The 24,149-nt window shown below is 43.4% G+C and carries 23 protein-coding genes and 1 pseudogene; 12 read left to right on the top strand and 12 right to left on the bottom strand.

The genetic code is table 11. The features are described 5' to 3' along the window. Positions 1-177 precede the first annotated feature (177 nt). Complete coding sequence (locus tag E2R66_RS25315; RefSeq protein WP_133236209.1) at positions 178-597, top strand: OsmC family protein; 420 nt, start codon at positions 178-180, stop codon at positions 595-597. Positions 598-640: 43 nt separating this feature from the next. On the opposite strand, the gene E2R66_RS25310 is transcribed toward E2R66_RS25315, so the two are convergent. Next, positions 641-1,294, bottom strand: coding sequence for a hypothetical protein (locus tag E2R66_RS25310; RefSeq protein ID WP_133236207.1), 654 nt, complete (start codon positions 1,292-1,294; stop codon positions 641-643). A 63-nt stretch (positions 1,295-1,357) separates the two neighbouring features. Between E2R66_RS25310 and E2R66_RS25305 the strand changes: the two genes are divergently transcribed. From E2R66_RS25305 to E2R66_RS25295, 3 genes are all read left to right on the top strand, one after another. After that, positions 1,358-1,945 carry a DUF4230 domain-containing protein gene (locus E2R66_RS25305; RefSeq protein ID WP_133236205.1) on the top strand — a complete coding sequence of 196 codons (588 nt, stop codon included), beginning with the start codon at positions 1,358-1,360 and terminating at the stop codon, positions 1,943-1,945. Positions 1,946-2,006: 61 nt separating this feature from the next. Continuing rightward, positions 2,007-3,389, top strand: a complete 1,383-nt coding sequence (locus E2R66_RS25300; protein ID WP_133236203.1) for a M16 family metallopeptidase — start codon at positions 2,007-2,009, stop codon at positions 3,387-3,389. Between the two features lie 18 nt (positions 3,390-3,407). After that, a complete protein-coding gene (locus tag E2R66_RS25295) occupies positions 3,408-4,745 on the top strand; it encodes a M16 family metallopeptidase (RefSeq protein ID WP_133236201.1) in 1,338 nt (445 codons plus the stop codon). A gap of 81 nt (positions 4,746-4,826) precedes the next feature. Here the strand turns inward: E2R66_RS25295 and E2R66_RS25290 are convergent, their stop codons facing one another. From E2R66_RS25290 to E2R66_RS25280, 3 genes are all read right to left on the bottom strand, one after another. Continuing rightward, positions 4,827-5,933, bottom strand: a complete 1,107-nt coding sequence (locus tag E2R66_RS25290; RefSeq protein WP_133236199.1) for an AI-2E family transporter — start codon at positions 5,931-5,933, stop codon at positions 4,827-4,829. A 156-nt stretch (positions 5,934-6,089) separates the two neighbouring features. Then, positions 6,090-7,571, bottom strand: coding sequence for a glycine--tRNA ligase (locus E2R66_RS25285; RefSeq protein WP_133236197.1), 1,482 nt, complete (start codon positions 7,569-7,571; stop codon positions 6,090-6,092). A gap of 84 nt (positions 7,572-7,655) precedes the next feature. After that, entirely contained in the window at positions 7,656-8,750 is a 1,095-nt protein-coding gene (locus E2R66_RS25280) for an AI-2E family transporter (protein ID WP_133236195.1), read from the bottom strand. Positions 8,751-9,202: 452 nt separating this feature from the next. Between E2R66_RS25280 and trpA the strand changes: the two genes are divergently transcribed. Further along, positions 9,203-9,973: a tryptophan synthase subunit alpha gene (gene trpA, locus E2R66_RS25275; protein ID WP_133236211.1), complete on the top strand. Its 771-nt coding sequence runs from the start codon at positions 9,203-9,205 to the stop codon at positions 9,971-9,973. A 46-nt stretch (positions 9,974-10,019) separates the two neighbouring features. Here trpA and E2R66_RS25270 read toward each other — a convergent pair whose 3' ends face one another. The 5 genes from E2R66_RS25270 to E2R66_RS25250 form a co-directional block, all read right to left on the bottom strand. Beyond that, on the bottom strand, positions 10,020-11,201 hold the full coding sequence (locus E2R66_RS25270) for a site-2 protease family protein (protein WP_133236193.1): 1,182 nt from the start codon (positions 11,199-11,201) through the stop codon (positions 10,020-10,022). Positions 11,202-11,235: 34 nt separating this feature from the next. Further along, entirely contained in the window at positions 11,236-11,856 is a 621-nt protein-coding gene (locus E2R66_RS25265; RefSeq protein WP_133236191.1) for an L-threonylcarbamoyladenylate synthase, read from the bottom strand. Between the two features lie 90 nt (positions 11,857-11,946). After that, positions 11,947-12,822, bottom strand: coding sequence for a hypothetical protein (locus E2R66_RS25260; protein ID WP_133236189.1), 876 nt, complete (start codon positions 12,820-12,822; stop codon positions 11,947-11,949). Between the two features lie 357 nt (positions 12,823-13,179). Next, complete coding sequence (locus E2R66_RS25255) at positions 13,180-13,950, bottom strand: hypothetical protein (protein ID WP_133236187.1); 771 nt, start codon at positions 13,948-13,950, stop codon at positions 13,180-13,182. 448 nt (positions 13,951-14,398) lie between these two features. Next, positions 14,399-14,932, bottom strand: a complete 534-nt coding sequence (locus E2R66_RS25250; protein ID WP_133236185.1) for a YceI family protein — start codon at positions 14,930-14,932, stop codon at positions 14,399-14,401. Positions 14,933-15,791: 859 nt separating this feature from the next. Between E2R66_RS25250 and E2R66_RS25245 the strand changes: the two genes are divergently transcribed. Beyond that, complete coding sequence (locus E2R66_RS25245; RefSeq protein WP_133236183.1) at positions 15,792-16,451, top strand: hypothetical protein; 660 nt, start codon at positions 15,792-15,794, stop codon at positions 16,449-16,451. Further along, the gene (locus E2R66_RS25240) at positions 16,448-17,125 is read left to right on the top strand and encodes an ABC transporter ATP-binding protein (protein WP_133236181.1); all 678 of its coding nucleotides are present in this window, start codon (positions 16,448-16,450) and stop codon (positions 17,123-17,125) included. Before E2R66_RS25245 ends, E2R66_RS25240 begins: the two co-directional genes overlap by 4 nt. A gap of 72 nt (positions 17,126-17,197) precedes the next feature. Here the strand turns inward: E2R66_RS25240 and E2R66_RS25235 are convergent. Further along, positions 17,198-17,446, bottom strand: a pseudogene (locus E2R66_RS25235) (IS982 family transposase); the annotation flags it as partial. A gap of 149 nt (positions 17,447-17,595) precedes the next feature. Here E2R66_RS25235 and E2R66_RS25230 point away from each other — a divergent pair. After that, positions 17,596-18,768, top strand: a complete 1,173-nt coding sequence (locus tag E2R66_RS25230) for a TlpA family protein disulfide reductase (protein ID WP_133236179.1) — start codon at positions 17,596-17,598, stop codon at positions 18,766-18,768. A gap of 453 nt (positions 18,769-19,221) precedes the next feature. Further along, positions 19,222-19,596 carry a hypothetical protein gene (locus E2R66_RS25225; RefSeq protein ID WP_134737963.1) on the top strand — a complete coding sequence of 125 codons (375 nt, stop codon included), beginning with the start codon at positions 19,222-19,224 and terminating at the stop codon, positions 19,594-19,596. A 450-nt stretch (positions 19,597-20,046) separates the two neighbouring features. Here E2R66_RS25225 and sucC read toward each other — a convergent pair whose 3' ends face one another. After that, the gene (sucC, locus tag E2R66_RS25220) at positions 20,047-21,240 is read right to left on the bottom strand and encodes an ADP-forming succinate--CoA ligase subunit beta (RefSeq protein WP_133236175.1); all 1,194 of its coding nucleotides are present in this window, start codon (positions 21,238-21,240) and stop codon (positions 20,047-20,049) included. A 313-nt stretch (positions 21,241-21,553) separates the two neighbouring features. After that, positions 21,554-22,372, bottom strand: coding sequence for an alpha/beta hydrolase (locus tag E2R66_RS25215; protein ID WP_133236173.1), 819 nt, complete (start codon positions 22,370-22,372; stop codon positions 21,554-21,556). A 190-nt stretch (positions 22,373-22,562) separates the two neighbouring features. Here E2R66_RS25215 and E2R66_RS25210 point away from each other — a divergent pair, with 190 nt between their 5' ends. From E2R66_RS25210 to E2R66_RS25200, 3 genes are read left to right on the top strand one after another with little or no spacing between them, the layout of a single operon-like run. Continuing rightward, positions 22,563-23,225, top strand: a complete 663-nt coding sequence (locus E2R66_RS25210; RefSeq protein WP_133236171.1) for an ABC transporter ATP-binding protein — start codon at positions 22,563-22,565, stop codon at positions 23,223-23,225. Continuing rightward, positions 23,222-23,530, top strand: coding sequence for a hypothetical protein (locus tag E2R66_RS25205; protein WP_133236169.1), 309 nt, complete (start codon positions 23,222-23,224; stop codon positions 23,528-23,530). The genes E2R66_RS25210 and E2R66_RS25205 overlap by 4 nt, the downstream gene beginning before the upstream one ends. Beyond that, a complete protein-coding gene (locus E2R66_RS25200) occupies positions 23,511-24,128 on the top strand; it encodes an HAD family hydrolase (protein ID WP_133236167.1) in 618 nt (205 codons plus the stop codon). The genes E2R66_RS25205 and E2R66_RS25200 overlap by 20 nt, the downstream gene beginning before the upstream one ends. The last annotated feature ends 21 nt before the right edge of the window (positions 24,129-24,149 follow it).

Genomic DNA, 24,149 nt, shown 5'->3' with positions numbered 1-24,149 from the left:
GTTACCGGTTCAACAGGCTTAAGTATCCTGACAATATGTTTCATAACCTTGTCAAGACGATGATTGCGGCCGGACCAATATTTCTGCAAAAATCATGGGTTGCTTAAACGCCTTATTCTATTCTTTTAATAAAAGCAACATATTGCTACATTCGTAAAAACTAAAACAAATACTATCATGAAACGCACAGCAAATGCACATTGGAACGGCACCCTGCAAGCAGGTCAGGGCGAAATTACCACCCAAAGCACCATCCTTAACAAAACACAATATTCATTCAAAACCCGCTTTGCCGATGGCATAGGTACCAACCCCGAAGAATTGATAGCTGCAGCACACGCAGGCTGCTTTACCATGGCGGTTGGCGCAGCTTTATCGCAAGCAGGCATCACCCCCGGCGATTTAACTACCGACGCTATCCTGGATTTGGATATGCAGGCACTGGAAATAAAAGGCATTCACCTGGAACTGAAAGCTTCGGTAATAGATGGTGTGGACGAGGCAAAATTTAAAGAAGTTGCCGAAGGCGCGAAGTCGGGCTGTATCGTATCTAAAGCATTGAGCGTGCCTATTACGCTGAACGTTACTTACGCATAAGTGGGTTAACATCCATATTTCTTGACGAAGGGGGCAAATAACACTATTTGTTCCCTTCGTGTTTATAGGTGTCATCCAATTCCCACTGAAAGTGATTATTCTTCAGAAAACTTGATACAGACGCTGCCCATTCACGCTGCTTTTCCTCCCAAGGGAAAGTATTCTTATTAGTCTTCGTGTAATAGTTTTTTACAAGAAATTCGTATCCATTAAAATATAGTCTCTGAAAGCTATAATGCACCGGGCCGGGGGGGATTAAACCGAATTTTTCAATCGTAGATAACTTTTTATAATCCTTCCAAAAATGCTTCTCTTCTTTCCATAGTGATGAGTTGTTGGTGTAATAATTTAGAATACTGTCTGGAAAATTATTGAGTTGGATTGGCTTGAAAGACGAACAATAGTCGAACCGCTTAATATAACTTGTTGCCTTACTTTTCCATATAAAGTAAACGTCAATTGCACCGTAAGGTGCATCGCAAATATAGCGGGCTCCCGTTGTCGAGTCTTTAGGAAATATTCGTTCGCAACCGATGCAACCTTTTGCATAAACAAGAATGGTGTCAACTCGATCCTTTTTTAATTTTTTGAAGAACTTTTTGGTGAGGGGAGCGTCTTGTGCGATGGTTTGAGCACATGCGATGTTGGCGGTTGCCATCAACATACCAAAGCAAATCAATAATCGGTAAAACTTCATGTTTTGGCAACGTGTATGTTATCTCAAACTTAAACAAAACCCGCTGTATTTTGTACTCTTTACATGCTTAATACCTCACGTCCCCGCATCTCCATCACCCTAGTATTTTACCTGGTGATTATTGCCTCCTCAATCTTCCTGTTTTTTTATATCAAAGGGCGATTTGCTACGCGCACCGTGGTAACCGAGGATATCATGGTATCAAAAATTACGGCTATGGGCAAGCTGGAGCTGGTAAAATATTCCATGAAAGACGTGGTAGAGAGAAAGGAAGTGCACCCAATACTGCCTGATGAACGTGTGCTGTTCGTAGCGGTGGGGGAGGTAACGGCCTGCATCGATCTTACCAAAGTGAAGAAAGAAGACATCGTGCAGTCGCCGGATAGCGTTTGGCTAACCCTGCCAAAGCCCGAAATTTGCTATGTAAAGCTCGATCATCAAAAATCACAGGTGTATGATGTATCGGGTGTGTGGTTTGCCGATAAGGCTAAAATCATGGTGGAGGATGTGTACAAAATTGCCGAGAAGAAAATGCTCACTACCGCCGGCGAATTGAATTTGCTGAGCAAGGCGCAGGAAAATGCCAGGTTGATATTCCAACCATTTTTGGAAGGCGTATCGGGCAAAAAGGTAGCCCTGAAATTTAAATGATAACTAAAGGTTAAGTTTCAACTTAATGCAATATATTTATGGTTTACAATCTACCATAAATATGGCTTCAAAATTTACCAAACAAATTGTATTGGGTACAGCTGCATTGCTTTGTACCCTCTGCGCGGTAGCCCAACCGCGATTGCCCCAGGGTTATTTCTGGAAAAAACTACCCAACGGCCTCGAAGTGGTGGTGATAGAAAACGCCAAGGTGCCCCTGGCTACTGTAGAGATAGCCGTTAAGAACGGTGCCTACACCGAAGGCCCTGAGTACAGCGGCCTCTCTCACCTGTTCGAACACATGTTTTTTAAGGCTAACAAGGATTATCCCGACCAAGAGAAGTTTCTGAAACGAACTAAAGAGCTTGGGGATATTTGGAACGGTACCACTGGCAACGAACGCGTAAACTATTATTTTACTGCTAACAGAGATAGCCTTAACGGTGTGTTGAGGCTGATGAACGCCGCCATCCGTTTCCCTATTTACCGGGAAGAAGACATGGCTAAAGAGCGCCCGGTGGTAGATGGTGAGTTCCAGCGGAACGAAAGCAGCCCTTACTTTCAGTTATATTTTGATGTGAGCAAACTGATGTGGGGCGATTTGATCACCCGCAAGATGCCGATTGGTATACACGAGGTAATCAATACCGCCACGCCTGCCAAAATGATGACCATTAAGGACAGGTATTACTATCCCAACAATAGCCTCCTTATTATTTGCGGCGACGTGAAACACGAAGATGCCTTTAAGCAGGCAGAAGGGGTTTTTGGTGACTGGGCAAGCAGCGGTTTTAACCCCTTAGAAAAGTATCCTATACCTGCTTTTACCCCCATCCTCAAAAGCGAGGCATTTGTAAAAGAAAGCACCATAGCCCAAACGCCTTATATGATGTTGTCCTGGCAAGGGCCCGCTTTCATGACCGATTCGGCAGGTACCGTTGCTGCAGATGTTTTCTCTACGATAGCAGGGCTTAATTCGTCTAAACTACAACAGGCACTGGTTGATAAGGGCCTGGCATCATCTGTTGGGCTAAACTATGCAACCAGCCATTACACAGGGGCAGTAAGCTTGTTCGTTGTGCCAAATCCCAACAAATTAAAAGAATGCTACCAGGTGTTGCAGGCCCAGGTAAGCCAATGGAGCAATCCTGATTATTATACCGATGAGCAATTGAACGATGCTAAGGCCATTTTGCTGCGCAACCACAGCCGCGAAACCGAAAAACCATCCAGCCTGCCCAGTCAGCTAAGCTTCCAATGGTGCAGCACCTCGCTCAATTACTTTACCGACCTTACGGATAATTACCAAAAGGTAAGCCGGGCCGATATTGCCAAATACGTGAGCACGTATATCACCGGCAAACCATCAATAGCCGGCCTGATTATCAACCCCGAAATGAGCAAGCAAAGTGATGCCAAAACGTTTTTCGTTGTGGCCAAATAACCTTTAAAAATATCCGAAATGAAAAAGAGAAACTTATTTGCGCTGCTTGTATTAGCTGTAGTTTGCAGCACGGGCACAGCAATCGCCCAGCTGAAACCTTACGAAACCATTGTAAGTGGCGTCAAAGTAATTGTGCAGCCTAGCGGCAATGATATAGTAGAGATACAAACTGTAATAAAAGGCGGCGTGCAAAATTACCCTGCCGAAAGAATGGGTATAGAGGGTATGGCCATTAACGCGCTTACCGAGTGCGGTACCTCAAAACACGATAAGAATAGCTTTAAGAACGCCCTGGATAAGGTAAGTGCCGAAGTATGGGGTTTCGATACTAAAGAATACGCCATCATTCGAATGAATTGCATCAAAAGCGATTTTGAGACCGTTTGGCCTTTATACGCCGAGGCTATTACACAGCCTGCTTTCGACGTTAAGGAGTTTGAACGGATAAAACAGGACGCGATAAGCACCCTGAAATCAAATGATGCCGACCCGGATGGCGCGATAGACAAATATGCGGATAAAGTGGCCTTTGCCGGCCGCGATTATGCTAAAGACCCGGATGGCACGGTAGCTATCCTGAGCAAACTTACCGCTGCCGAAACCAAAAAGTACTACCAGAGCGTTCTCACCAAGTCGCGCATGGTGATTATTGTAGTGGCCGATTTGCCGCAGGCCGATATTGAAGCGAGGGTAGCGGCTATGCTGGCCGGTGTTAAGCAAGGCGTTCCGTTCGAAGCGAAGAAATCGTTTTTCAGGTCGTATAAAAATACCTTCTCTTCCGAAAAGCGCGATTTGGCAACCAATTATGTTGAAGGCATTAGTAGCGGCCCGGCACCAGGCACGCCCGATTTTAATGCCTTTAACGTGGCCATGCGCATATTTGCCGACAGACACTTTTTAGAGGTGCGCACCAACAACGGCTTGTCTTACGCGCCAAGCGCATGGTTCAGCGTGGGTAATACCGCGGTAGCGAAGTTTTCTGTTTCAACCACCCAGCCCGATAAATACATCGCCGTTTTTGATAAACTGGTTGATAAGATAAAAACGCAGGGCTTTAGGGCAGATGAGGTTGCCGATATGAAGGTAACCTACCTTACCGGATTCTATTATAAAAACGAAACCAACCAGGCGCAGGCGACATCATTGGTAAACAACGAGGTGCTGCATAATAACTGGAAACGCTCGATTACGTTGGTAGATGATATCAAGAAACTTAAGCCCGAGGATATAACCAATGCCTTCCGCAAATACATCGGCAATATTGTGTGGGTTTACCAGGGCGACCCTAAAAAGGTTAATCCCTTACTATTCACCAACGGCACGCTAAATAAAGGCGGAAGCCCGGTTAGCCATTAGTCGATAGCCTATAGTCGATGGTCCATGGTTAATAGTTGTTTGCCCCCGAAATACTATGGACTATGGACCATCGACTATCGACTACTCACTAACGCCTACGGCTTTCTTTCGGCGGTTTCCCCAGCGTTCGCCAATATGGCGGGTGGGGATGTTATCGCCAAGCAGTTTGCCCCAGGGTTTAAGGTCGTCTATACGGTCGAAGATTATTTTGAGCACGGCCACGAAGGGTATGGATAAAAACATACCCGAGATGCCCCAAAGCTGGTTACCCAGCAATACTACGACGATAGACATCAGCGCGTTTATCTGCACTTTTGACGATACGATGCGTGGTACCAATACATTGTTATCTATAAATTGTATAACGATGTAGGCGACGATAACCCCCAATTGTGTGGAGTAACCGTCTTTGGTAACGGTAGCCATCAACACAGGCAACGCAATAGCTATAATACCACCCAGGTAGGGTATAAGGTTAAGAATGGCACCAATGCAGCCTATCAGAATGCCGTATTTTACGCCCAGAAGCAATAGTGCACCCGAGTTCATGGCAGCTACTATGACCATCTCAATAAGCAGACCCACAATATAGCTTTGTATGGCCCCTTTGGTTTCGCTTAACACTTCGCTAACCTTTTTGGAATTTTCTTCGGCAAATACCTCAAACAGAAAATTGAGAATAAGCGGCTTGTAAAGCAGCAGGAAGAAAATGTAAACCGGGAGCAAGAATACGATGCCCAGGGTACCTATCAATCCGCCCAGGGTTTTGCCAACCATGGCCTGGCTATTGCCCAGGGCTTCTTTTACCATTTGGTCTTGCTTGGCAACGGCTACGCCGAAGGTGCCTTGTATCCAGTCTTTTAAGTTTAGGGATATCTCGCCAAACTTCTTCTTCAGCATGGGCAGCGAATCACCGAACTGTATCATTTGGGTGGATAAGAAATAAAATACAGCAGCTACAACCAGTATAGCTATCGCCATGGCAATAGCAATGGCTGCGGCGCGGGGTAATTTATAACGCTGCAGGCGGTTGGCCAGCGGATTTAGCAATACCGCCAAAAAGGCCGCAAAAGCCAGTGGTACCAGTATATCGGTAAGGGTAGCCAGTATGTACACCAGCAATACCAATCCTAACAGCACTGCGGTTGACTGTACGTAGAAAGGTTGGTCTTTAATTTTTATAGCCATGTAAGTATGATTGCATATTTACACAGAAAAGCAAAATTGCAGGGCAATTGTTTTGGGGCTTGGCTATAAATAGCGCTAAAATAAGAAGAGGCCCATTATGTGAATAATGCGGCCTCTTTAAGTATTTCAATAGTCTACTAAAATGAGGTAGTGTGTTTACCCCAGCAAATTCTTCCAGCTTACCAAATCGCCTATAATTTTTTCCAGGTCATCAGCTGCAACGCGCTCCTGAGCCATGCTATCGCGGTGGCGGATGGTTACGGTATTGTCTTCTAATGTTTGATGATCTACCGTGATACAGAAAGGCGTACCTATGGCATCCTGGCGGCGGTAACGTTTCCCAATAGCGTCTTTCTCCTCGTATTGTAGGTTGAAGTCAAGCTTTAGCTTATCCATTATCTCGCGGGCCTTTTCGGGCAGGCCATCTTTTTTGGTCAGCGGGAAAATGGCGGCTTTTACCGGTGCAAGGCAAGGGTGCAGGCGCAGCACGGTACGGCTATCCTGTTTTTCCTCGGTGCTCAGGTCTTCTTCTTCAAAGGCGTTTATCATGGTCAGCAGGAACATCCTATCGAGGCCTATCGAGGTTTCGATAACGTAAGGGATGTAGTTGCCGAATGGTTTGCCTGTTTCCGGGTCAACCTCCGGGTCGAAGTATTGCATTTTCTTACGCGAGAATTTCTCGTGTTGGCTTAAATCGTAATTAGTACGGCTGTGAATACCTTCCACCTCTTTAAAGCCGAATGGGAAGTCGAACTCGATATCATAAGCAGCATCAGCATAAAATGCCAGCTTAGTATGCTCGTGGTAGCGGTATTTGGCAGCATCAGTTCCTAGCGCAAGGTGCCATTTCAAGCGGGCTGCCTTCCATTTCTCAAACCATTCTTTTTGTGTGCCGGGGCGCACAAAGTACTGCATCTCCATCTGTTCGAACTCACGCATGCGGATGATGAACTGGCGGGCGATAACTTCGTTACGGAAAGCTTTACCAATCTGCGCAATACCGAAAGGGATCTTCATCCTGCCCGATTTTTGCACGTTCAGGTAATTCACGAATATACCCTGCGCTGTTTCGGGGCGCAGGTAAATGGTTTCCGATTCATCGGCAATGGCGCCCACCTGCGTGCTGAACATGAGGTTAAACTGGCGTACATCCGTCCAGTTAGCGGTATTGCTGATAGGACATTTAATATTCTGTTCGATGATGAGTTCTTTCAAGCGCGGCAGATTCTCCGCCTTCAAAGCATTGTCCATCTCCAACTGGAGCTCTTCTGCTTCGCTGGTTTTACCTTCTTCGTCCAGCCTGGCTATACGGTCTTCCAGTAATTGGTCCGCGCGGTAGCGTTTGTTGCTATCCTTATTATCAATCATCGGGTCGCTAAAACCGTCTACGTGGCCGCTTGCTTTCCAGATGGTGGGGTGCATAAATATAGCCGAATCGATACCTACGATGTTATCGTGCATCTGCACCATGGCTTTCCACCAGTAGGTTTTGATGTTGTTCTTCAGTTCGGCACCGTTTTGGCCGTAATCGTAAACAGCACTCAGGCCATCATAAATCTCGCTCGATTGAAAAACAAAGCCATATTCTTTGGCGTGCGATATCACATTCTTGAAAAGTTCGTCGGTTGAATTGCTCATAATAGGGCAAAGATAGTTTTTAGTAGGAAAGATGGAAAGTCTTAAGTCGAAAGTCCTTTATCCATTGATATCATTCCCTTTCCTTCAATCCGTCAGCGGCACCTGCTTCGCATCTACTTCGGGCTTTGGCTGGCCTTCGTTTATTTTCTTCACGTAGAGTTCATCTGCCAGTATGACGATGATGGCCAGCAACGGTACCGATAATATGATGCCTAGCGCACCGGATAAAGTACCCATAATTACCTGACTGATGATGGTTAGCGCAGGTGGCAGGTTGATGATCTTGTTCTGGATGATAGGCGTTACGATATTGCTTACAATGGTTTGCGATACCATATAAATAAGCGCCACTACTATTGCCGTGTTGGTGCTTACCGTAAGGGCCAGCAAAACGCCGGGTATCATGGCCACCATCGAGCCGAAGTTGGGGATTATTTTGAGCATGCCGGCAAACAGTGCCAACACCAGCACGGCTGGAATATTGACGATACTGAGGCCTATGACCAGCATAATGGTGATCAAAACCATGGATAGCAGTGTGCCCTTTAGCCAGCCTTTAAGCGAAACATTTATGCGGTCAATGATACAGCGCCATAATTCTTTTTTCTCGGGCGGGATAATGATCAGAAAGCCCTCTTTGTAAACCGAAGGACTGACGGTGAAAAATATCCCCAAAAACAATATGATATATATATTGCCCAATACCCCGAAACTGGTGCTAAAGAATTGTTGTGCGGTTACGAATAGCTTGCCGGAGTTATCATCCAAATAGGTGAGTACCTGCTGGCCTACCGGGGTTTCGGCAAGTTTGCCGCGGGCAGCGTTGATAGTGCCCGGTAACGAATGGCTAAGCTGGGCCACCTGGTACTGTATTTTTGTACCCATAAACCAAAGCAGTGCAGCTATTATAGCAAACGAGCCGCCTACCGATATAGCCATAGCCGGTTTGCGTCCCCATTTTGTTTTGCGCTGTATAATATTGCCCAAGCCATGGAAATAGGTGGCAATAAGGGTTGCTGCCAGTATCATCAGCAATACGTTGAACGCTACCCGGGCTATCAGCACAACGATTACCAGCAGCGCTACAATGCCTACGGTATGCCATACTTTTTGTATGTAAGTAAGTTCGCGTTTGGGGCGCGGAGTGGGTTTTTGAGGTTGGGGGTCGATGTTTTCCATTGCTTGATAAAGGACAATAATACTGCTTAAATGTTTTAATGCGATCGCCCTTAACCGGCAAGGCCTGTAATGGCCGACGATGTAGGGGTAAACAAGGCGGGCAGAACCCGGCTTTTCGGCACAGGTGTTCCACTTTGCGCGTGGAACACTTATTTTTTAAATGGTATTGATTATCAATGCTTTAATGAATTGAGCGGAACACTTTGGAACACCCCTATCATTTAGGTAATGGTCGTAATGGGCTTATTGTTAAATACTTAAATAAAATAAGTGAAATGCATTTTGGATGCAAAGTGGAACACCTTGCGTAAACCCTAATCAGGATTAGGCACCCGCAGTGTATTTGTAATCTACCCTGCCCGCCGGGCCTCCCTTAAAAAGTTTCTGATAAACCTGCCGAAAGCTAATTTTTAACAATATTTTTGTAGCATATGGCTGATACGATTACCCCCATGAACCGGTTGAACAAACTTTTCGCCGCTAAAAAGCACGACCTGCTATCTATTTACTTTACAGCCGGTTACCCTGCGCTGGATGCAACGGTTGATATTGCCGAGGCTTTGGAAAAAGCAGGTGCCGATTTCCTGGAGATAGGGTTCCCGTACTCAGACCCGGTTGCTGACGGGCCTACCATACAGCATAGCTCGGAGCAAGCCTTACATAACGGTATGACGCTTACGGTGTTGTTTGAGCAACTGAAAGATATTCGCCAGCGCGTGAGTATCCCTATTTTGCTAATGGGCTACGTAAACCCTATAGTACAGTACGGTGTAGAGCGTTTCTGCAAGGATGCAGCTGCGGTTGGTGTAGATGGCATTATTGTGCCGGATTTGCCTATGTACGAGTACGAAATGCTGTACAGCAATTATTTCGAAGATAATAACCTCAGCAATATATTCCTGGTTACGCCACAAACTTCAGAAGAACGCATCCGCAAGATAGATGCCCTGAGCAATAGTTTTATTTACCTGCTATCCTCCTCATCCATCACCGGCGGCAACCTGCAGCTTACCGATAGCATCGAAGGCTATTACAACCGTGTGGAGGCTATGGCGCTGAACAACCCAACCATCATTGGCTTCGGTATATCAGATCATGCTTCGTTCAGCAAGGCTTGCCAGTACGCCAATGGGGCAATTGTGGGTAGCGCGTTCGTTAAGTTATTGGGGACTGAAGGTTATATGGAGAAGATACCGGGCTTTATAGCGGGCATAAAATGCTAGCGTATTTTTCCTTGAATTTCTTCAATTTTCTTTGTTTTTCTTCGTTTTAGGGCTGCAAAAGCTTGCTTTTCGCAAGGGCTATATAATCATCTACCAATACTGTAGTAGCTTCCATATTTTTTGCTTTTTCGAAGTTGGCCAGGGCCTCGCCGGGCCGACCGGTTTCCAACTGGTACATGCCCTGCACCAGGTAGATGTAGGCGTTATGCTCGTTCAGTTCCATCGAACGGTTAATGTCGACTAAAGCCTCATCCATCAATCCAAGCTTAATGTTGGCGTATGCACGGTTGGTTACCGAGTAGGCAGCGTTCGGGTCGAGTTTGCAGGCCTTATCTAAATCGGCTTTGGCCGAAGCGTAGTTGCCCAACAGATTGTGCACAAAGCCACGGTTATTGTATGCGTAGTAACTCTCATCGTCCAGGTCGATGGCCTTATTCAGCAGCGCCAGCGCTTCAGGGTATTCTTTTAGCTGTATGTTGGCAAACGACAGGTTGATGGCGTTATAAGAGGTGAGTGAAGCCATCAGCCCAGCATTCATGTATTTTTCTTTGAACTCCGTAAGCTTGCCGAATTGCTTCAGCTCTACATAGCATTGGATATACAGGCTGGCGATGTATTCGTTGAGGTATCGCTTATCTATCTTGTCCAGTTCAGCCAGGGTTTCCCGGAATTGATCATGCTCAAAAAAAGCGGCTGCTTTAAACAGGTATTTGTTGGCTGTTTTTAGTTTTAACACGTTTGCTATCAGTTGCCCATCAGAATAGAGTTCAGCGTTATACTCCAGTTTTCGGGGGTATAAGCTGTGAACCAAACTGATCAGTGCAGCGAAAAAGAACAATACAATAACGATCTTCAACGAACCGTGTAAACCGTCATATAAAACGAAAGGGAACAGCAGCAAAGCGATCAGGAAAGTTATCACCGGTCCTGCCACTATGATAACAATATTTTGCCAGGCTGATGGTACGGCTTCATGTTTGCACATACCGCCGGCACGCAAGTAGGAGAGGCGGGGCTTTATCCTGATGGTTAAATGGCCTAAGCGAATTTTTGGTCCCTCATCTTCGCCATACGAGCCGATGTATACGGTAACCGGGCCTCGGGTAAAGTAGAGCGCGGGCAGCGCGTGGCCCAGTTCATGCAGGAGGATGATAACAAACCTTACAGCGTTGATCACCAGCCAACCAACAAGCGCAAATAAAGTGAGGTAAAGCCAATTCTCGTTCATCGTGGGAAAATAGCGTATATTCCCTTAATTTCAATTACAAATAATCTTCCAGCACGCCTTTGCCTTCGCGGATAACCTCGAAATCGCCGCCGGTGCAATCTACTACGGTAGACGGCACGTTGTCGCCGTAGCCGCCATCGATAACAATATCTACCAGGTCCTGGTATTTCTCGTAGATCAGTTCCGGGTCGGTAGAGTACTCGATAATGTCGTCCTCGTCGTGTATGGAGGTAGATAGGATAGGGTTGCCCAATGCTTTCACAATTTCGCGCGCGATATTGTTATCAGGCACACGGATACCGACCGTTTTTTTGTTGGAGCTAAGCAGCTTGGGTACCGCGTGGCTGGCATTGAAGATAAAGGTGAATGGCCCCGGTAAAGCTTTCTTCAGCACCCTGAAGGTGGTGTTATCTATCGGTTTGATATAATCTGATATGTGGCTCAGGTCGTAACATATGAACGAGAAATTTGCCTTCTCGGGTTTGATGCCACGTATCTTGCAGATAGCCTCGATGGCTTTATGGTTGGTAATATCACAGCCTAGGCCATAAACCGTATCGGTAGGGTAAATAATGAGCCCCCCCTTACGCAGCACATCGGCAACTTGCTCAATGGCTTTTGGGTTGGGGTTCTCAGGGTATATTTTAATGAGCATAGTTATTTAGCAAATATCGTAATTCGTCCCGAAAGCTTTTGGGATTAAGTTATCTATAGCAATATTCATTCCCCTATCAAGGACAATAGGCTATTTTCTATAATACCAGGTTTGCTTCTCAATCAATTTTCCTTCACGGTAGGTTGATCTCTCGGAACATAAACCATATTCGTTATACCTATAAAATTCTGTTACGGTAGTTGTTGGAATAATTCCATGACCCATTTTTTCAACCATGTCAAAAGCATGAGGACCAAAATGACGATGGTTTATCACTTTTACTATTTTTTGGTCTTTATCTAAAAATTGTTCGTAACTAACAGTGTTTACGGTGTCGCCTATATCGTACGTAATAATTCTGCAGTCAGTATAGCTCTTTTTGATTTGATATGCCCTTCCATACATATCGTAATATTTCACCACTTTTTGAATTCCACTATTAGGTTCTGCGGGGAAATATTCGCGTTTTTCACTATTTTGTATTTCGCCTTTTCGATCTATCCAAACATCGGTTAAAACTTCGTTATCAGAATTGTAGGTGAATTGATGTATAAAGTAGAGATCTTTAAATTTATCATCTTGACTGGTTCTTATTTTTTTAGATAGTATCATGTTGCCCCTATCATCGTATTCGAAAATAATTACTGTTGAGTCAGTTTGGTTTTTTCCAATATAGACTTGTTTTACCTTTTGTTTTTTTGAATTGTAATAAAATATGTCAGTATAGTTGTTCGTTGTCTTGCGTATACATACCCCGTGTTTATCAAAGAACATATTATCAACAGGAATACTGTCACCAGGCTTACCTTCTTCAGGCGACAAATAAGATACAATCTCTTTGATCTTATATTTTACTATAATTTTTCTGCTTGCTTTACTTTCAAAGTCGGTTTGAGCAATAGAGGGGTTAGTGGTTAGTGAACCGATTGACACGAGGCAAAGGGCATAAAAAATCAACCTTGACATGACCTGTTAAAATATTTTTATAAATGTATCGAACCTAACGTACCCGGCCTAATTTACTTTTTCTCAAGAACTTCTCTCCCAATATTATAACCGGGATCCGGTAGCTATCGGGACCAAAACTACTTTCACCTGTTTTTCGGGCTGTACGTTGGTGATCAATTTGATGTCTGAACTTTAAGAGTTGACCAATCTAATCGGCTCAAGTATAGATTTTTAAAAAAGGATAAGGTTGCCAATTTGGGCATGGTTTATGCATGAGTTGGATATTAAATTCAAACACTATGAAAGCGATAAGAATTTATGAATTTTCAATTTCGGATTTATCACTGAACTTTTCCGGTATTAGTATTAAACGCTTTAGTAATGGGAATATTGGAACTCCCTCACGGCATCCAGGTAAAAGTATTCGGTAAGTAAACCATCAATTTCGGTTACGGTTTTAAAGAGCTCCTTCCTGAGCGCAATTTGTTCATTGGGCGTAGAGCTTAAATCATTACTTATTTCGTCGTTGATATACTGTTTAAGCGATTTAATATAGAGTTGCTTTTGATTGACTATTGAGTAGATTTTGTGGTAATAGTCGTCCTTATTTTTAAGATAAAGATATACAGAATATTCGGCGTAGCCCAAAATACGCTTGTACTGATGGCCAAAATAAGTACCGCCGCCCGTTAAAGTCATCATAATGTGGTTAATATCTCTGTAAAGCTTAATAAGCGTTTTTCGTTGCGTGCTGTATTGATTCCCGCCATCCCGCTTATATAAAAAATAAGCATAAAGCTCGAAGTACTCGTCCTGGCAAGCCTCACAACCGAAAATAATTTTGTGATCATCCTCGGGTTGTATTTCCGGAGTATTTTTTCCTCTCGAGGCATAAGTCTCATCCGGGGGCTCCGGGACTTCCTGATCTATTTCGGGGTAGTATTTAAGTATGCGTTTTATTTTAGCTTTTTTGATGAACTTCTTCTCGCTGATATCTGTGGATATATCAATAGAATCGCTGTCTGTAGCTGCTATCACATCGGTAGTAACTTTTTTAGGCTGCGCAGTAGGGGCCGACGTTTTAACGGGAGTGTTTGTACACGCAAAAAGTACGCACGCGAGCAGCAAAAGCGGTATTATTTTCATGTAGCTTTATGCTATCGAATATAAGCATATTTACCTTACGAATAGCGATAAAAGCAAAACACCACCCGGGCAATTCCGAACGGTGTTTTGTTTTTTGACATACTGGTCAAAAATGGTTGGTGAAACCCTCGTATAATATTGATTATCAATTAAATGTCTTTTCCTAATTGAAGTTGGTTCCAATTGATTTTTTAAAGGCGAGTTTTCTTAGCCATAAAAGAGCACAGCCAACAACAAATATGTCGCATGGAATGCTATAAGCAGATTTTATTTCTCGAATGAAAAAACTATAGTAATTTTATCTGAACTTATTACCAACCATTTTTGACCACATTGCCTGTTTTTTTGAAATCCGAAATCAAACTTTTCAAGATTTGTCAACTTTTTAAAAGTTGACAAATCTGCTTGATTTAAAATCCGAATTCCCAAATCCGAATTCCGAAATCAATTACGCTTGTTTTGCAAACTGTACGTTGATGATCAGCTTAATGTCTGAACCCAACACTACCGAACCTGCTTCGGTTACGCCATCCCAAACCAAACCGAAATCTTTACGGTTTATTTTGCCGGTTACTTCGAAACCTGCTTTGGTGTTACCGTAGAAATCGCCAGCTACACCACCGTGCTCAACATCAAGGGTTACAGATTTGGTAACGTCTTTAATCGTTAAGTCGCCGGTTAATTTATAGTCGTCGCCATCTTTGGTGAAGGCAGTTGATTTAAAGCTGATTTTTGGATAGGTTTCTGCATCGAAGAACTCGCCTGATTTCAGGTGGCCATCACGCATTTCCTGATTGGTATCGATGCTAGCCACATCTAAGGAGAAGCTTACGTCAGCGCCATCGAAATCTTCGCTTTCGGTGCTCAGTTCGCCTTCGAATGTTTTGAAAGAACCGGTTACGGTTGATATTACTAAGTGTTTTACTTTAAATTGTACTTCTGAGTGCATAGGGTCTAAAACCCATTTTGTTGCTGTTGCCATGATATTTTATGTTTTAAATTTTGTTTCTCTGTTGAATGATGATACAAATATAATAATAGATGTTTAAACATCTATTATTTACTATCGATTTTACACTTGGTAGACAAATATAGGTTATAACACTTATTTTAAGGTTATTGTTTAGGCAAATAAGCAATAAAAAGGGGAGGATGGAAGATATTAAAACGTGAAGTATGTGTTAAGTTTTCCTTCATCTAATCGGGATTTTCTCGACATCGTCATTGCACGCGATAGCGTGGCAACCCTCGGCAGGCAGAGCCACAACACAGAGCGAATCAGAAACCTCGCTGGTTCAAGCGTCCCGATTGAACCTACACCTTCGTCAGCGTCTCGCTGAGGTAACGAAATATATTATTCCTGTACCTGACACATGCCAATGGCTTGCATGATTAAAATGCGGCTATTTTTAAGGTTGCAAAATGTTGTAGTAAGCGCGACGCTTACTACAATGCTAAGGTTCAAGCGGGACGCTTAAACCGGCGGGGTTTGTATGTTTTTTGCGGCGACGAGGAATTGCTTATTTTGATCAGGCCCGAAGCATTAACCGCTTAATGCTATATTTGATCAAGCGAATTCAATAATGGCAGGATATTTTCGATTGCAGTATCACCGACTCATTAGAACATTAAAGGACCTTGGTATTAATCCTTATCTGGGAATTGTGTTTAGCGCCTTGATCTTTATATTGCTGTCCAATGAATTATTCAGGCGGATTTCGTATTTCCAGTACATCTATCAATTAATTGCTTTAATAGTTGTTTTACAAGCGGGAAAAGTGGGTAGAAACGAGTTTCTTAAAAATATTTATACGGTAATAAACTATCAAAAAATAAGACTGTTGGAAAACCTTACGCTCGCATCGCCATTTGTGATTGTGTTGTTTTACAAGGGTTTTTACCTATGCGCATTAGTTACGCTCTGCTTCAGTTTACTGGTTTTATGGTATAATAAAGTCGGTCGTTCTGTTTTTGTTATACCTTCGCCCTTTTTCAGAAGGCCTTTTGAGTTCAGCATCGGGTTTAGAAAATATTACTGGGCATTAATCCTGATATACGCTGTTACCTTAATTGCGTTATTAGTTGGCAACTTTAACCTGGCTATTTTTGCCTATGTAAGTTTACTGTTGGTTTGTATGAGTTTTTACGCTACTGCAGAGCCCGTATATTACGTGTGGATACATGCTCAAAATCCCAACGTTTTCCTGAAAGAAAAGATGATAACTGCCATGCTGTATAGTCTTTATATCAGTCTGCCGCTTTGTGTTTTGCTTATTGGGTTCTTTCCGCTCCATGTGTTAATAATATTATCTGTTACGCTCTGTGGATTTTTTTATGTGTTATTAGGTGTAATTGCCAAATACGCCAATTATCCTAATCAAACCAGTCTGATTCAAATTATCGCTATGGCTATAGGATTGGTCTTTCCGCCTTTTTTATTACTATTGATCCCTTATTTCTACAAAAAATCTACCCAAAAGTTAAACGCTTACCTCAAATGATCAACATTCAATCGCTTTGCAAATCGTATGGAAAGCATAAAGTTTTATACAACATTAACCTAATCTTTAAAAAAGGTGAAGTAAACGGAATTGTAGGAGAGAATGGTGCCGGTAAAAGCACACTGTTTAAATGCATGGCCGGCTTAGAATCATTTGAGGGAAGTATTGCATATACCGGCAATATTCTAAAAAATGTAACTGGGTATCTTCCTACAGAATTGTTCTTTTTTTCGAAAATGACAGGTTATGAATATCTCCAATTGCTGTGTAATGCAAGAGATATAAAGGAGAAAAACCTGTACACCAGCAATATTTTTGACCTTCCTTTAAATGAGTATGCCGAAAATTATTCAACAGGCATGAAGAAGAAGTTAGCATTAACTGGTTTGTTAATTCAAAAAAATGAGGTTTTTATTTTGGATGAACCTTTTAATGGTGTAGATATTCACAGCAATATTATTATTCAGGAAATCATTTTGAAATTAAAAGAACTGAAAAAAATAGTTGTCATGTCCTCCCATATTTTTTCAACACTGAACCAATCCTGCGATCATCTGCATTACTTAAAAGATGGCACCATAAAAAGCAGTGTTATTAAAGGTGAATTTGAACTGATTGAAAATGAAATGAAAGGCAGCAGTATAGGAAATAAATTAGTTGAGCTAATGGATTAATAAAGCGCCATAAAGCGTTGCTGTTGCCGCATAGGCTCTCGAAAATTCAAGTTAACCCTTAAGAGTACGTGCCATCCCTGGAAAGCAATCTTTATAACACATGCAGATATGTGCTAAATAAAAGTGCTTAAGATTGGTAAAATGACCGCTGTGAAAGGTAACCAGAATGGTTATGATCTCGCTGTCTGCAAGTGATGCTTTTCTGTCCCTGACCTTATAATTGCCAGCATCAAGCTGGTGGTTGGCGATGTCTACTTCAAATTCTTTGCAGAAGTTATCCACTTTAACGAAAGTTTCGATAATTTTATCAGGAGTAAGCATAGATTGTTGTTTTTGAATTCGACACTTAAATATAACTATATATGCTTTCTTATTGATGTTCACCTAATTATATACCAAAAAACCTCCAAATTCCCTTATCCCAAACTCACGTTATATTAAGTATCTATTTACCTAAAAAGCTTTAATTTATGTTAAAAATCGTTGCTGCTTCCTTTATTTCTATATTTTTCATCAATATAGTTTATGCTCAAAAAAGTTTTAACATAACCATAGAACTAGACACCAGCATTATCCCTAAAAATGTCCATTATCAATACTATGATGGGAAAAACACAACCTTTATCCCTGATACATTTGGCGATAGAAGAGTGATAACATTCAAGAAAGAATATTATTCGCCGTTTGCATCTTTCATAGTCAGTTATAAAGACCCCGTAAATAATTACTATGATAATAGCTTTTTCATAACCAGCATGCCGTCGAAAATAAGGTTTTATTTTAAAGCCAATAATCAATCTAAATTACAATATGACCATATTGATAATGCTGTTCCCATTTATGATACTGTCGCTAATAAGGTCTGGGCTAAAATGCTTGCTTTTATGACCGATACTGTCGTGACAAAAGAAAATAAAGCTTTCGACTTATTTTTAGCCCAAAACAAAGGATTTGCAAGCAATGATTCACTTACCCATATTTTTCAGAATTTTTACAAAAGACGGCTAAACAGATATATGTTATTTTTAGAAAAACACCCAAATGATTACTTTTCATTTTGGTATTTTACTCATCAGGTTGCCCAACCTAAAGGCGTTTTAAGTAGAGATAAAACTTATTTGAAAGAGCAATTGGCGTATTTGAAATCGGTATTCCCTGCAAAATATACCGAAAGCCTGGAAGGTAAAGAATTAATTAAAGCTTACGAGGCAAAAATAAATCCGCGGCAACTGAATGAAAGCGTGCCACAATTTACCCTTACAACCATCGATGGAAAACATGTTAGCCTTCTTAGCCTGAAAGGAAAATATATATTGCTTAACTTTTGGGCAACATGGTGCCCACCATGTATGGCGGAAATCCCCTTTTTGAAAGAAATCAGGAAAAAAAATTCCCCTGAAAAATTGGTCATTATCGGAATTAGCGCAGACTTCGATTCAAAGAAGTTAAATGCGGTTGTTAAAAACCAGGAGATGAGCTGGATTCAGTTTCATGACCGAAACAGAGAGATAAGTCGACTGTATGGAATTGAAGCATACCCTACGTTGATTTTAATAGATAAGGAAGGCAGAATGATATACGAAAGCAACTTAGTAACAAATGATCAGGACAGATTACCAAAAATGCTCGAAACCCTAAAATAGGCGCTTATTCTTCAAGCGCGGCGGTGTTGCCGAACTGGAAGCTTACGTAAAAGCGCACCAAAGCGAATTGACTCCTATACCCGAAGGCAGCCGTTTAGGTAGCTCCGCCAGTTCAAGCGTCTCGCTTGAATCTACACACACATGTCAGCGTCCCGCTGACGTAACGAAATGATTTTTTAGTTAATTTTTCAGATATATTATTATTCCTGTTCCGAAACCACATGCCAACGGGGTCGCACGATTTAAAATGCAGATGTTTGATAACGTTGCAAAGTAGAAAAGTAAGCGGGACGCTTACTTTTCTACTTTGGTTCAAGCGAGACGCTTGAACCGGCGGGGGCACCGTAAGATCTAAAATAACAAGTACCGTTGTTAAGGGCGCGGTTGGTAATACAGTTAATAACGGTTTGAAAAATATCGCCACCGATATCGGAAAAAGCTTTTTAAAGGCGATTGGATTTAATTGATAATGCTATTCAGATGAAAGCAAATAAGTTTGAAGTTAAAAATTTATTAGTTCCGTTTGTTATACTGGTTGTTGTTGTTTTCCTGCTTTTTAATTTAGTTAAAAAGGGAAAGCAGACTAAAAACCGCGAATTAGCAATTGTCAACCGAAAATTTAAATATTCAAGGGGGGTAATTACTAAGATGTTTTATTACAAGAGCCAGCGTATTCGAATTGAATACAAACTTAACGGAATTAAATATCAATATGAAGGGTCCTGGGATGACGATCCGCGCTCATTGCGGGAAGGGGATTCAATTAATTTTAGGTATTCAGTTACAAATCCTAATTTAATAATTCACGAGTTGGAAAATGTATATTGACAAACTTAAATTATCGTTTAGTATACATCACTGACCATTTCCTTCCCAACTTCGCGCGAATATGCAGCGCAGGCTAAGTGGGTGGTGTACTCCTCGCCGGTTCAGGCGTCTCGCTTGAACCTACACATACGTCAGCGTCTCGCTGACGTAACGAAATAATTTTTAGTCGAATTTGCAGGTATATTATTATTCCTGTAGCGAAGCCACACGCCAACGGGGTCGCACGATTTAAAATGCAGATGTTTGATAACGCTTCAAAGTAGAAAAGTAAGCGGGACGCTTACTACAACGCTAAGGTTCAAGCGCTTGAACCGGCTGGGTTGATACCGACGCTAATGAAGGTGCGGTGCCGAATATGGAGAATCTCAGCCTTACCCTGCGGAGACGCAACAAAAAAAGGGCCGAAGCCCCTTTTCAATATCTAAACCGGAAATCAAACTAATCTCTAACCTAAAGTGCCAACACTTCTTTAACGCGCTCAGCCGCTTCTTTCAGCAATATGGCCGAGTACACCTTCAAGCCAGAGTTATCAATCAGTTCTTTCGCTTCGGCAGCGTTGGTGCCTTGCAAACGAACGATGATTGGAACCGGGATGTTGCCGATTTCTTTGTAAGCATCAATAACGCCCTGCGCAACACGATCGCAACGAACAATACCGCCGAAGATGTTGATGAGGATAGCCTTCACGTTAGGATCCGACAGGATGATGTTGAAACCTGCTTTAACCGTTTGCGCGTTGGCAGTACCGCCTACGTCCAAAAAGTTTGCAGGCTCGCCGCCGGCAATTTTGATGATATCCATGGTAGCCATGGCCAAACCTGCGCCGTTAACCATACAGCCAACGTTACCGTCTAGCTTTACGTAGTTCAGGTTGCTTTTGCTTGCTTCAACCTCGGTTGGGTCCTCCTCGTCGGTATCGCGCATTGCTGCGTAATCCGGGTGGCGGTAAAGGGCGTTATCGTCTAAGTTTACCTTAGCATCAACCGCTAATATTTTGTTATCAGATGTTTTTAAAACAGGGTTTATCTCAAACTGAGATGAATCGGTAGCATCATACGCTTTGTATAAAGCGGTGATGAATTTCACCATATCCTTAAAAGCATCGCCGCTAAGGCCCAGGTTGAACGCAATCTTACGCGCCTGGAAGCCTTGTAGGCCAACTTTAGGATCGATCTCTTCTTTGTGGATAAGCTCGGGGGTGCTGTGCGCTACTTCTTCAATGTCCATACCGCCTTCGGTAGAGTACATGATGATGTTACGGCCCGCAGCGCGATCAAGCAGTACGCTTACGTAAAACTCTTTTACTTCGCTTTCGCCTGGGTAGTAAACATCCTGGGCAACCAATACTTTCTTCACTAATTTGCCTTCGGGGCCGGTTTGCGGGGTAACCAATTGCATGCCGATGATCTTGCCTGCAATTTCTTTTACCTGTTCAGCATTTTTGGCCAGCTTTACGCCGCCGCCTTTGCCACGGCCACCTGCGTGTATCTGCGCTTTGATAACCGTCCAGTCCGACCCGTAGTCTTCCTTCATTTTCTGTGCAGCTGCCACCGCCTCTTCGGGGGTATCGGCAACAATGCCTTCCTGTACTCTAACGCCAAAGCTTTTCAATATCGCTTTGCCCTGATATTCGTGGATATTCATGTGTTTTGAAAGATTTGCGGTAAAACTACTATTTTCTTTTTAGAGATTGTAGGTTAGTGGTTATAGATTTGTTGGCAGGGCGTTAAATTATTGTGCGGAGAGTGTGAAAGCTTTCTTTTTGTTCCCCTCTTGAGAGGGGGTGCGTTGGATTATGTGGTGGCGAACACACCCCTGCCGGTAGGCAGGGGTGTGTTCGCCACTAAGCAATTCCCAAGTGCATAGCGCAAAAACACACCTCTGCACCCCTCTCAAGAGGGGAATCGCACCTCCCCCTGCTCTTTTCAATAGGGGCGAACAGTCTGCTTCCGATGCCCTATTTTATCATCTTCTCCCGTGCTCCAATCTCTTTCAGCAGCAAGGGGAAAGCGCCTGCGGGCATCCCTCCATGGTCGTAGCCCTGCAACTGGAACAGCCTGGTACTTTTATGGCCGGCGAGTTTCATCATGCGCAGCATGTAGGCGTTCTCTTCGTAACGGCCAAGCAGTTCCATTTCGGCATCACCGGTAATCAGCAGCATGGGCGGGGCATCGGCACGTACCCAGTAAAGCGGGGCAAATTCGTCGATGGTTGGTTGGGTATCTTTAATGCCATGTTCCTGCCTGATGGTGTAGTGCGTAACGCACTGCCCGCTAAAGGGTATCAGTTCGGCCACGCTGTTGGCATCGATGCCGTATTTGCCTAAATACGCCTTATTCAAAGTAATCATCATGGCCAGGTAGCCCCCTGCAGAGTGGCCGGTTAAGTAAATATGTTTAGCGCTTCCGCCGTATTGGGCTATGCTTTTGAATGCCCAGGCCACGGCAGCAGCAGCATCTTCTATATACGCCGGTGCTTTGGCTTTGGGCGATAAACGGTAGCCAACACCTATTACGGCATAACCTTTATCCTTCAACTCCTGCGGTATTTCCCTTGCGCCGCCGGTGAGCCCGCCGCCGTGGAACCATACAACGGTGGCAAAATCCTTTTTATCCTTAGGATAATAGAAATCCAGCACGCATTGCGAGGCGATATAGGCATCTTTCTGGCGGATGGAATCAGCGTAATAGGGTACAGCCTTTACCGTAACATAGCTTTGCTGTGCATTTACAACCATGGGGATTGTAAGGAGCAGCAGGATAATTATTTTTCTCATAGGAGTTAGATGTTTGAATAATTGCAGCACAATATAGCGGTTTAAAGTCAGTCCGGCAGTTACCAAATCCATCAACGTGGCCGTTTTTATCCACTCCCAAATTTCAACTTTTCAACCATTTTAACTTCTCCAACCCTTCTAACTTTTTTAACCTTTCCAACCTCTCACAATAAATCACTAATTTTACCGCATGCTTAAAGCAATAGCTATCCACAAATCGTACGGGAAACTGCATATCTTAAAAGGGGTAGACCTTGAGGTAAAACGCGGCGAGATCGTAACCATAGTAGGCGCATCCGGTGCCGGCAAAAGCTCGCTGCTCAATATACTGGGCACGCTGGATAACGCCGATTCGGGAGAGCTGTATATTGACAACGTGGAAGTAAGTAAGCTGGATAACAAACACCTGAGCGATTTCCGCAACCGAAAGATCGGCTTTATCTTCCAGTTTCACCACCTGTTGGTAGAGTTTAACGCCATCGAAAATGTGTGTATGCCCGCCTTTATCGCCGGCGTGCCCCGCGCCGATGCCGAGAAACGCGCCACCGAGCTGCTGGAAATGCTGGGCCTGGGCGACAGGCTCACCCATAAACCGGCCGAATTATCGGGCGGCGAGCAGCAACGCGTTGCCGTGGCAAGGGCCTTAATAAATAAGCCTGCATTGATTTTTGCCGATGAGCCATCGGGTAACCTCGATTCGAAGAACGCGCTGGAACTGCATGAACTTTTTGTGAAACTGCGCAGGGATTTTAACCAAACATTCGTCATTGTAACGCATAACGAGGAGCTTGCCGGCATGGCCGACCGCACCATACTCATGAAAGATGGCAAAATTGTAGATACTTTAGCTTGAACATACTGATAACCGCCGCCACATCCGCATCGGCACATAAATTAAAAAACAAACTGCAGGCCTGGGAGATTTTGCTGGGCGATTACGCCGACCTGCCCGATTTTATGGTAAAGAATATGGGCCTGCTTAGGTTGCCCAACCCGGCATCGGCAAGTTACCAGCACGAAATGCTTACCCTTTGCCTGGATAAAGGCATAGAGGCCATTTATGCATTGACAGGGGAGGAGCTGAACTTACTGCAACAATCTGAACTATTATTCAACGAATATAATATAGCGCTATTTGATGGCCAGGCTTACTTATAACGACATAGACTCGCGCAAAAAAGCTTTCATACTGGAGCTGGACAACGTGCTGTACCCCGAAAAGGACTACTTATACCAAATTTATTACCTGTTTGCCAATCTGTTGGAGTACACAGAACTTACCGACGCCAAACAGACAACCAATGTAATGATAGATACGTATATCCATAAAGGAGCCGATGCCGTGTTCGACGAATTGGTGGCCACTTTGGGCGTAGATGAAAAATATCGGCCCAACCTGGCCCTGCTAATGGACTCGGGCAAAGTGCCGTTGAAGTTGCTGTTGTACCAAAATATGCTAACCTTTTTGCAGGAAGCCGTTACCGACCGCAAGAAATTATTTATTGTAACCAATGGCAGTCCGCAGCAGCAGCTCAACAAAATAAAGCACATGGAATGGCACGGGCTCGAGCCTTATTTAGTGGCTTATTTTGCAGATGAAAGCACACCAAAACCCGAGCCGGACGTGCTGCATTTGCTGATGAAAGAGCATAATTTAGAGCGGCGGGATCTGCTGATGATAGAAAATTCGGAAAGGGACGTATTATGTGCCCAAACAACAGGTATTGATTACCTGAATGTGCGTGAGTTTTTGTAATTTGAGGGCTGTAATATATTC

Origin of the sequence: Mucilaginibacter psychrotolerans, from assembly GCF_004519315.1 — a bacterium.
GTDB lineage: Bacteria > Bacteroidota > Bacteroidia > Sphingobacteriales > Sphingobacteriaceae > Mucilaginibacter > Mucilaginibacter psychrotolerans.
This window is presented reverse-complemented; position numbering and strand designations above follow the sequence as displayed.

Bases quoted from the DNA above. Each gene is read 5' to 3' on its own strand.
- E2R66_RS25200 (WP_133236167.1), top strand. From the start codon at position 23,511: ATGGCCAGGCTTACTTATAACGACATAGACTCGCGCAAAAAAGCTTTC.
- E2R66_RS25260 (WP_133236189.1), bottom strand. From the start codon at position 12,822: ATGTCAAGGTTGATTTTTTATGCCCTTTGCCTCGTGTCAATCGGTTCA.
- sucC (WP_133236175.1), bottom strand. From the start codon at position 21,240: ATGAATATCCACGAATATCAGGGCAAAGCGATATTGAAAAGCTTTGGC.
- E2R66_RS25265 (WP_133236191.1), bottom strand. From the start codon at position 11,856: ATGCTCATTAAAATATACCCTGAGAACCCCAACCCAAAAGCCATTGAG.
- E2R66_RS25300 (WP_133236203.1), top strand. From the start codon at position 2,007: ATGGCTTCAAAATTTACCAAACAAATTGTATTGGGTACAGCTGCATTG.
- E2R66_RS25305 (WP_133236205.1), top strand. From the start codon at position 1,358: ATGCTTAATACCTCACGTCCCCGCATCTCCATCACCCTAGTATTTTAC.
- E2R66_RS25250 (WP_133236185.1), bottom strand. From the start codon at position 14,932: ATGGCAACAGCAACAAAATGGGTTTTAGACCCTATGCACTCAGAAGTA.
- E2R66_RS25285 (WP_133236197.1), bottom strand. From the start codon at position 7,571: ATGAGCAATTCAACCGACGAACTTTTCAAGAATGTGATATCGCACGCC.
- E2R66_RS25280 (WP_133236195.1), bottom strand. From the start codon at position 8,750: ATGGAAAACATCGACCCCCAACCTCAAAAACCCACTCCGCGCCCCAAA.
- trpA (WP_133236211.1), top strand. From the start codon at position 9,203: ATGAACCGGTTGAACAAACTTTTCGCCGCTAAAAAGCACGACCTGCTA.
- E2R66_RS25240 (WP_133236181.1), top strand. From the start codon at position 16,448: ATGATCAACATTCAATCGCTTTGCAAATCGTATGGAAAGCATAAAGTT.
- E2R66_RS25215 (WP_133236173.1), bottom strand. From the start codon at position 22,372: ATGAGAAAAATAATTATCCTGCTGCTCCTTACAATCCCCATGGTTGTA.
- E2R66_RS25310 (WP_133236207.1), bottom strand. From the start codon at position 1,294: ATGAAGTTTTACCGATTATTGATTTGCTTTGGTATGTTGATGGCAACC.
- E2R66_RS25255 (WP_133236187.1), bottom strand. From the start codon at position 13,950: ATGAAAATAATACCGCTTTTGCTGCTCGCGTGCGTACTTTTTGCGTGT.
- E2R66_RS25270 (WP_133236193.1), bottom strand. From the start codon at position 11,201: ATGAACGAGAATTGGCTTTACCTCACTTTATTTGCGCTTGTTGGTTGG.
- E2R66_RS25315 (WP_133236209.1), top strand. From the start codon at position 178: ATGAAACGCACAGCAAATGCACATTGGAACGGCACCCTGCAAGCAGGT.
- E2R66_RS25230 (WP_133236179.1), top strand. From the start codon at position 17,596: ATGTTAAAAATCGTTGCTGCTTCCTTTATTTCTATATTTTTCATCAAT.
- E2R66_RS25210 (WP_133236171.1), top strand. From the start codon at position 22,563: ATGCTTAAAGCAATAGCTATCCACAAATCGTACGGGAAACTGCATATC.
- E2R66_RS25290 (WP_133236199.1), bottom strand. From the start codon at position 5,933: ATGGCTATAAAAATTAAAGACCAACCTTTCTACGTACAGTCAACCGCA.
- E2R66_RS25295 (WP_133236201.1), top strand. From the start codon at position 3,408: ATGAAAAAGAGAAACTTATTTGCGCTGCTTGTATTAGCTGTAGTTTGC.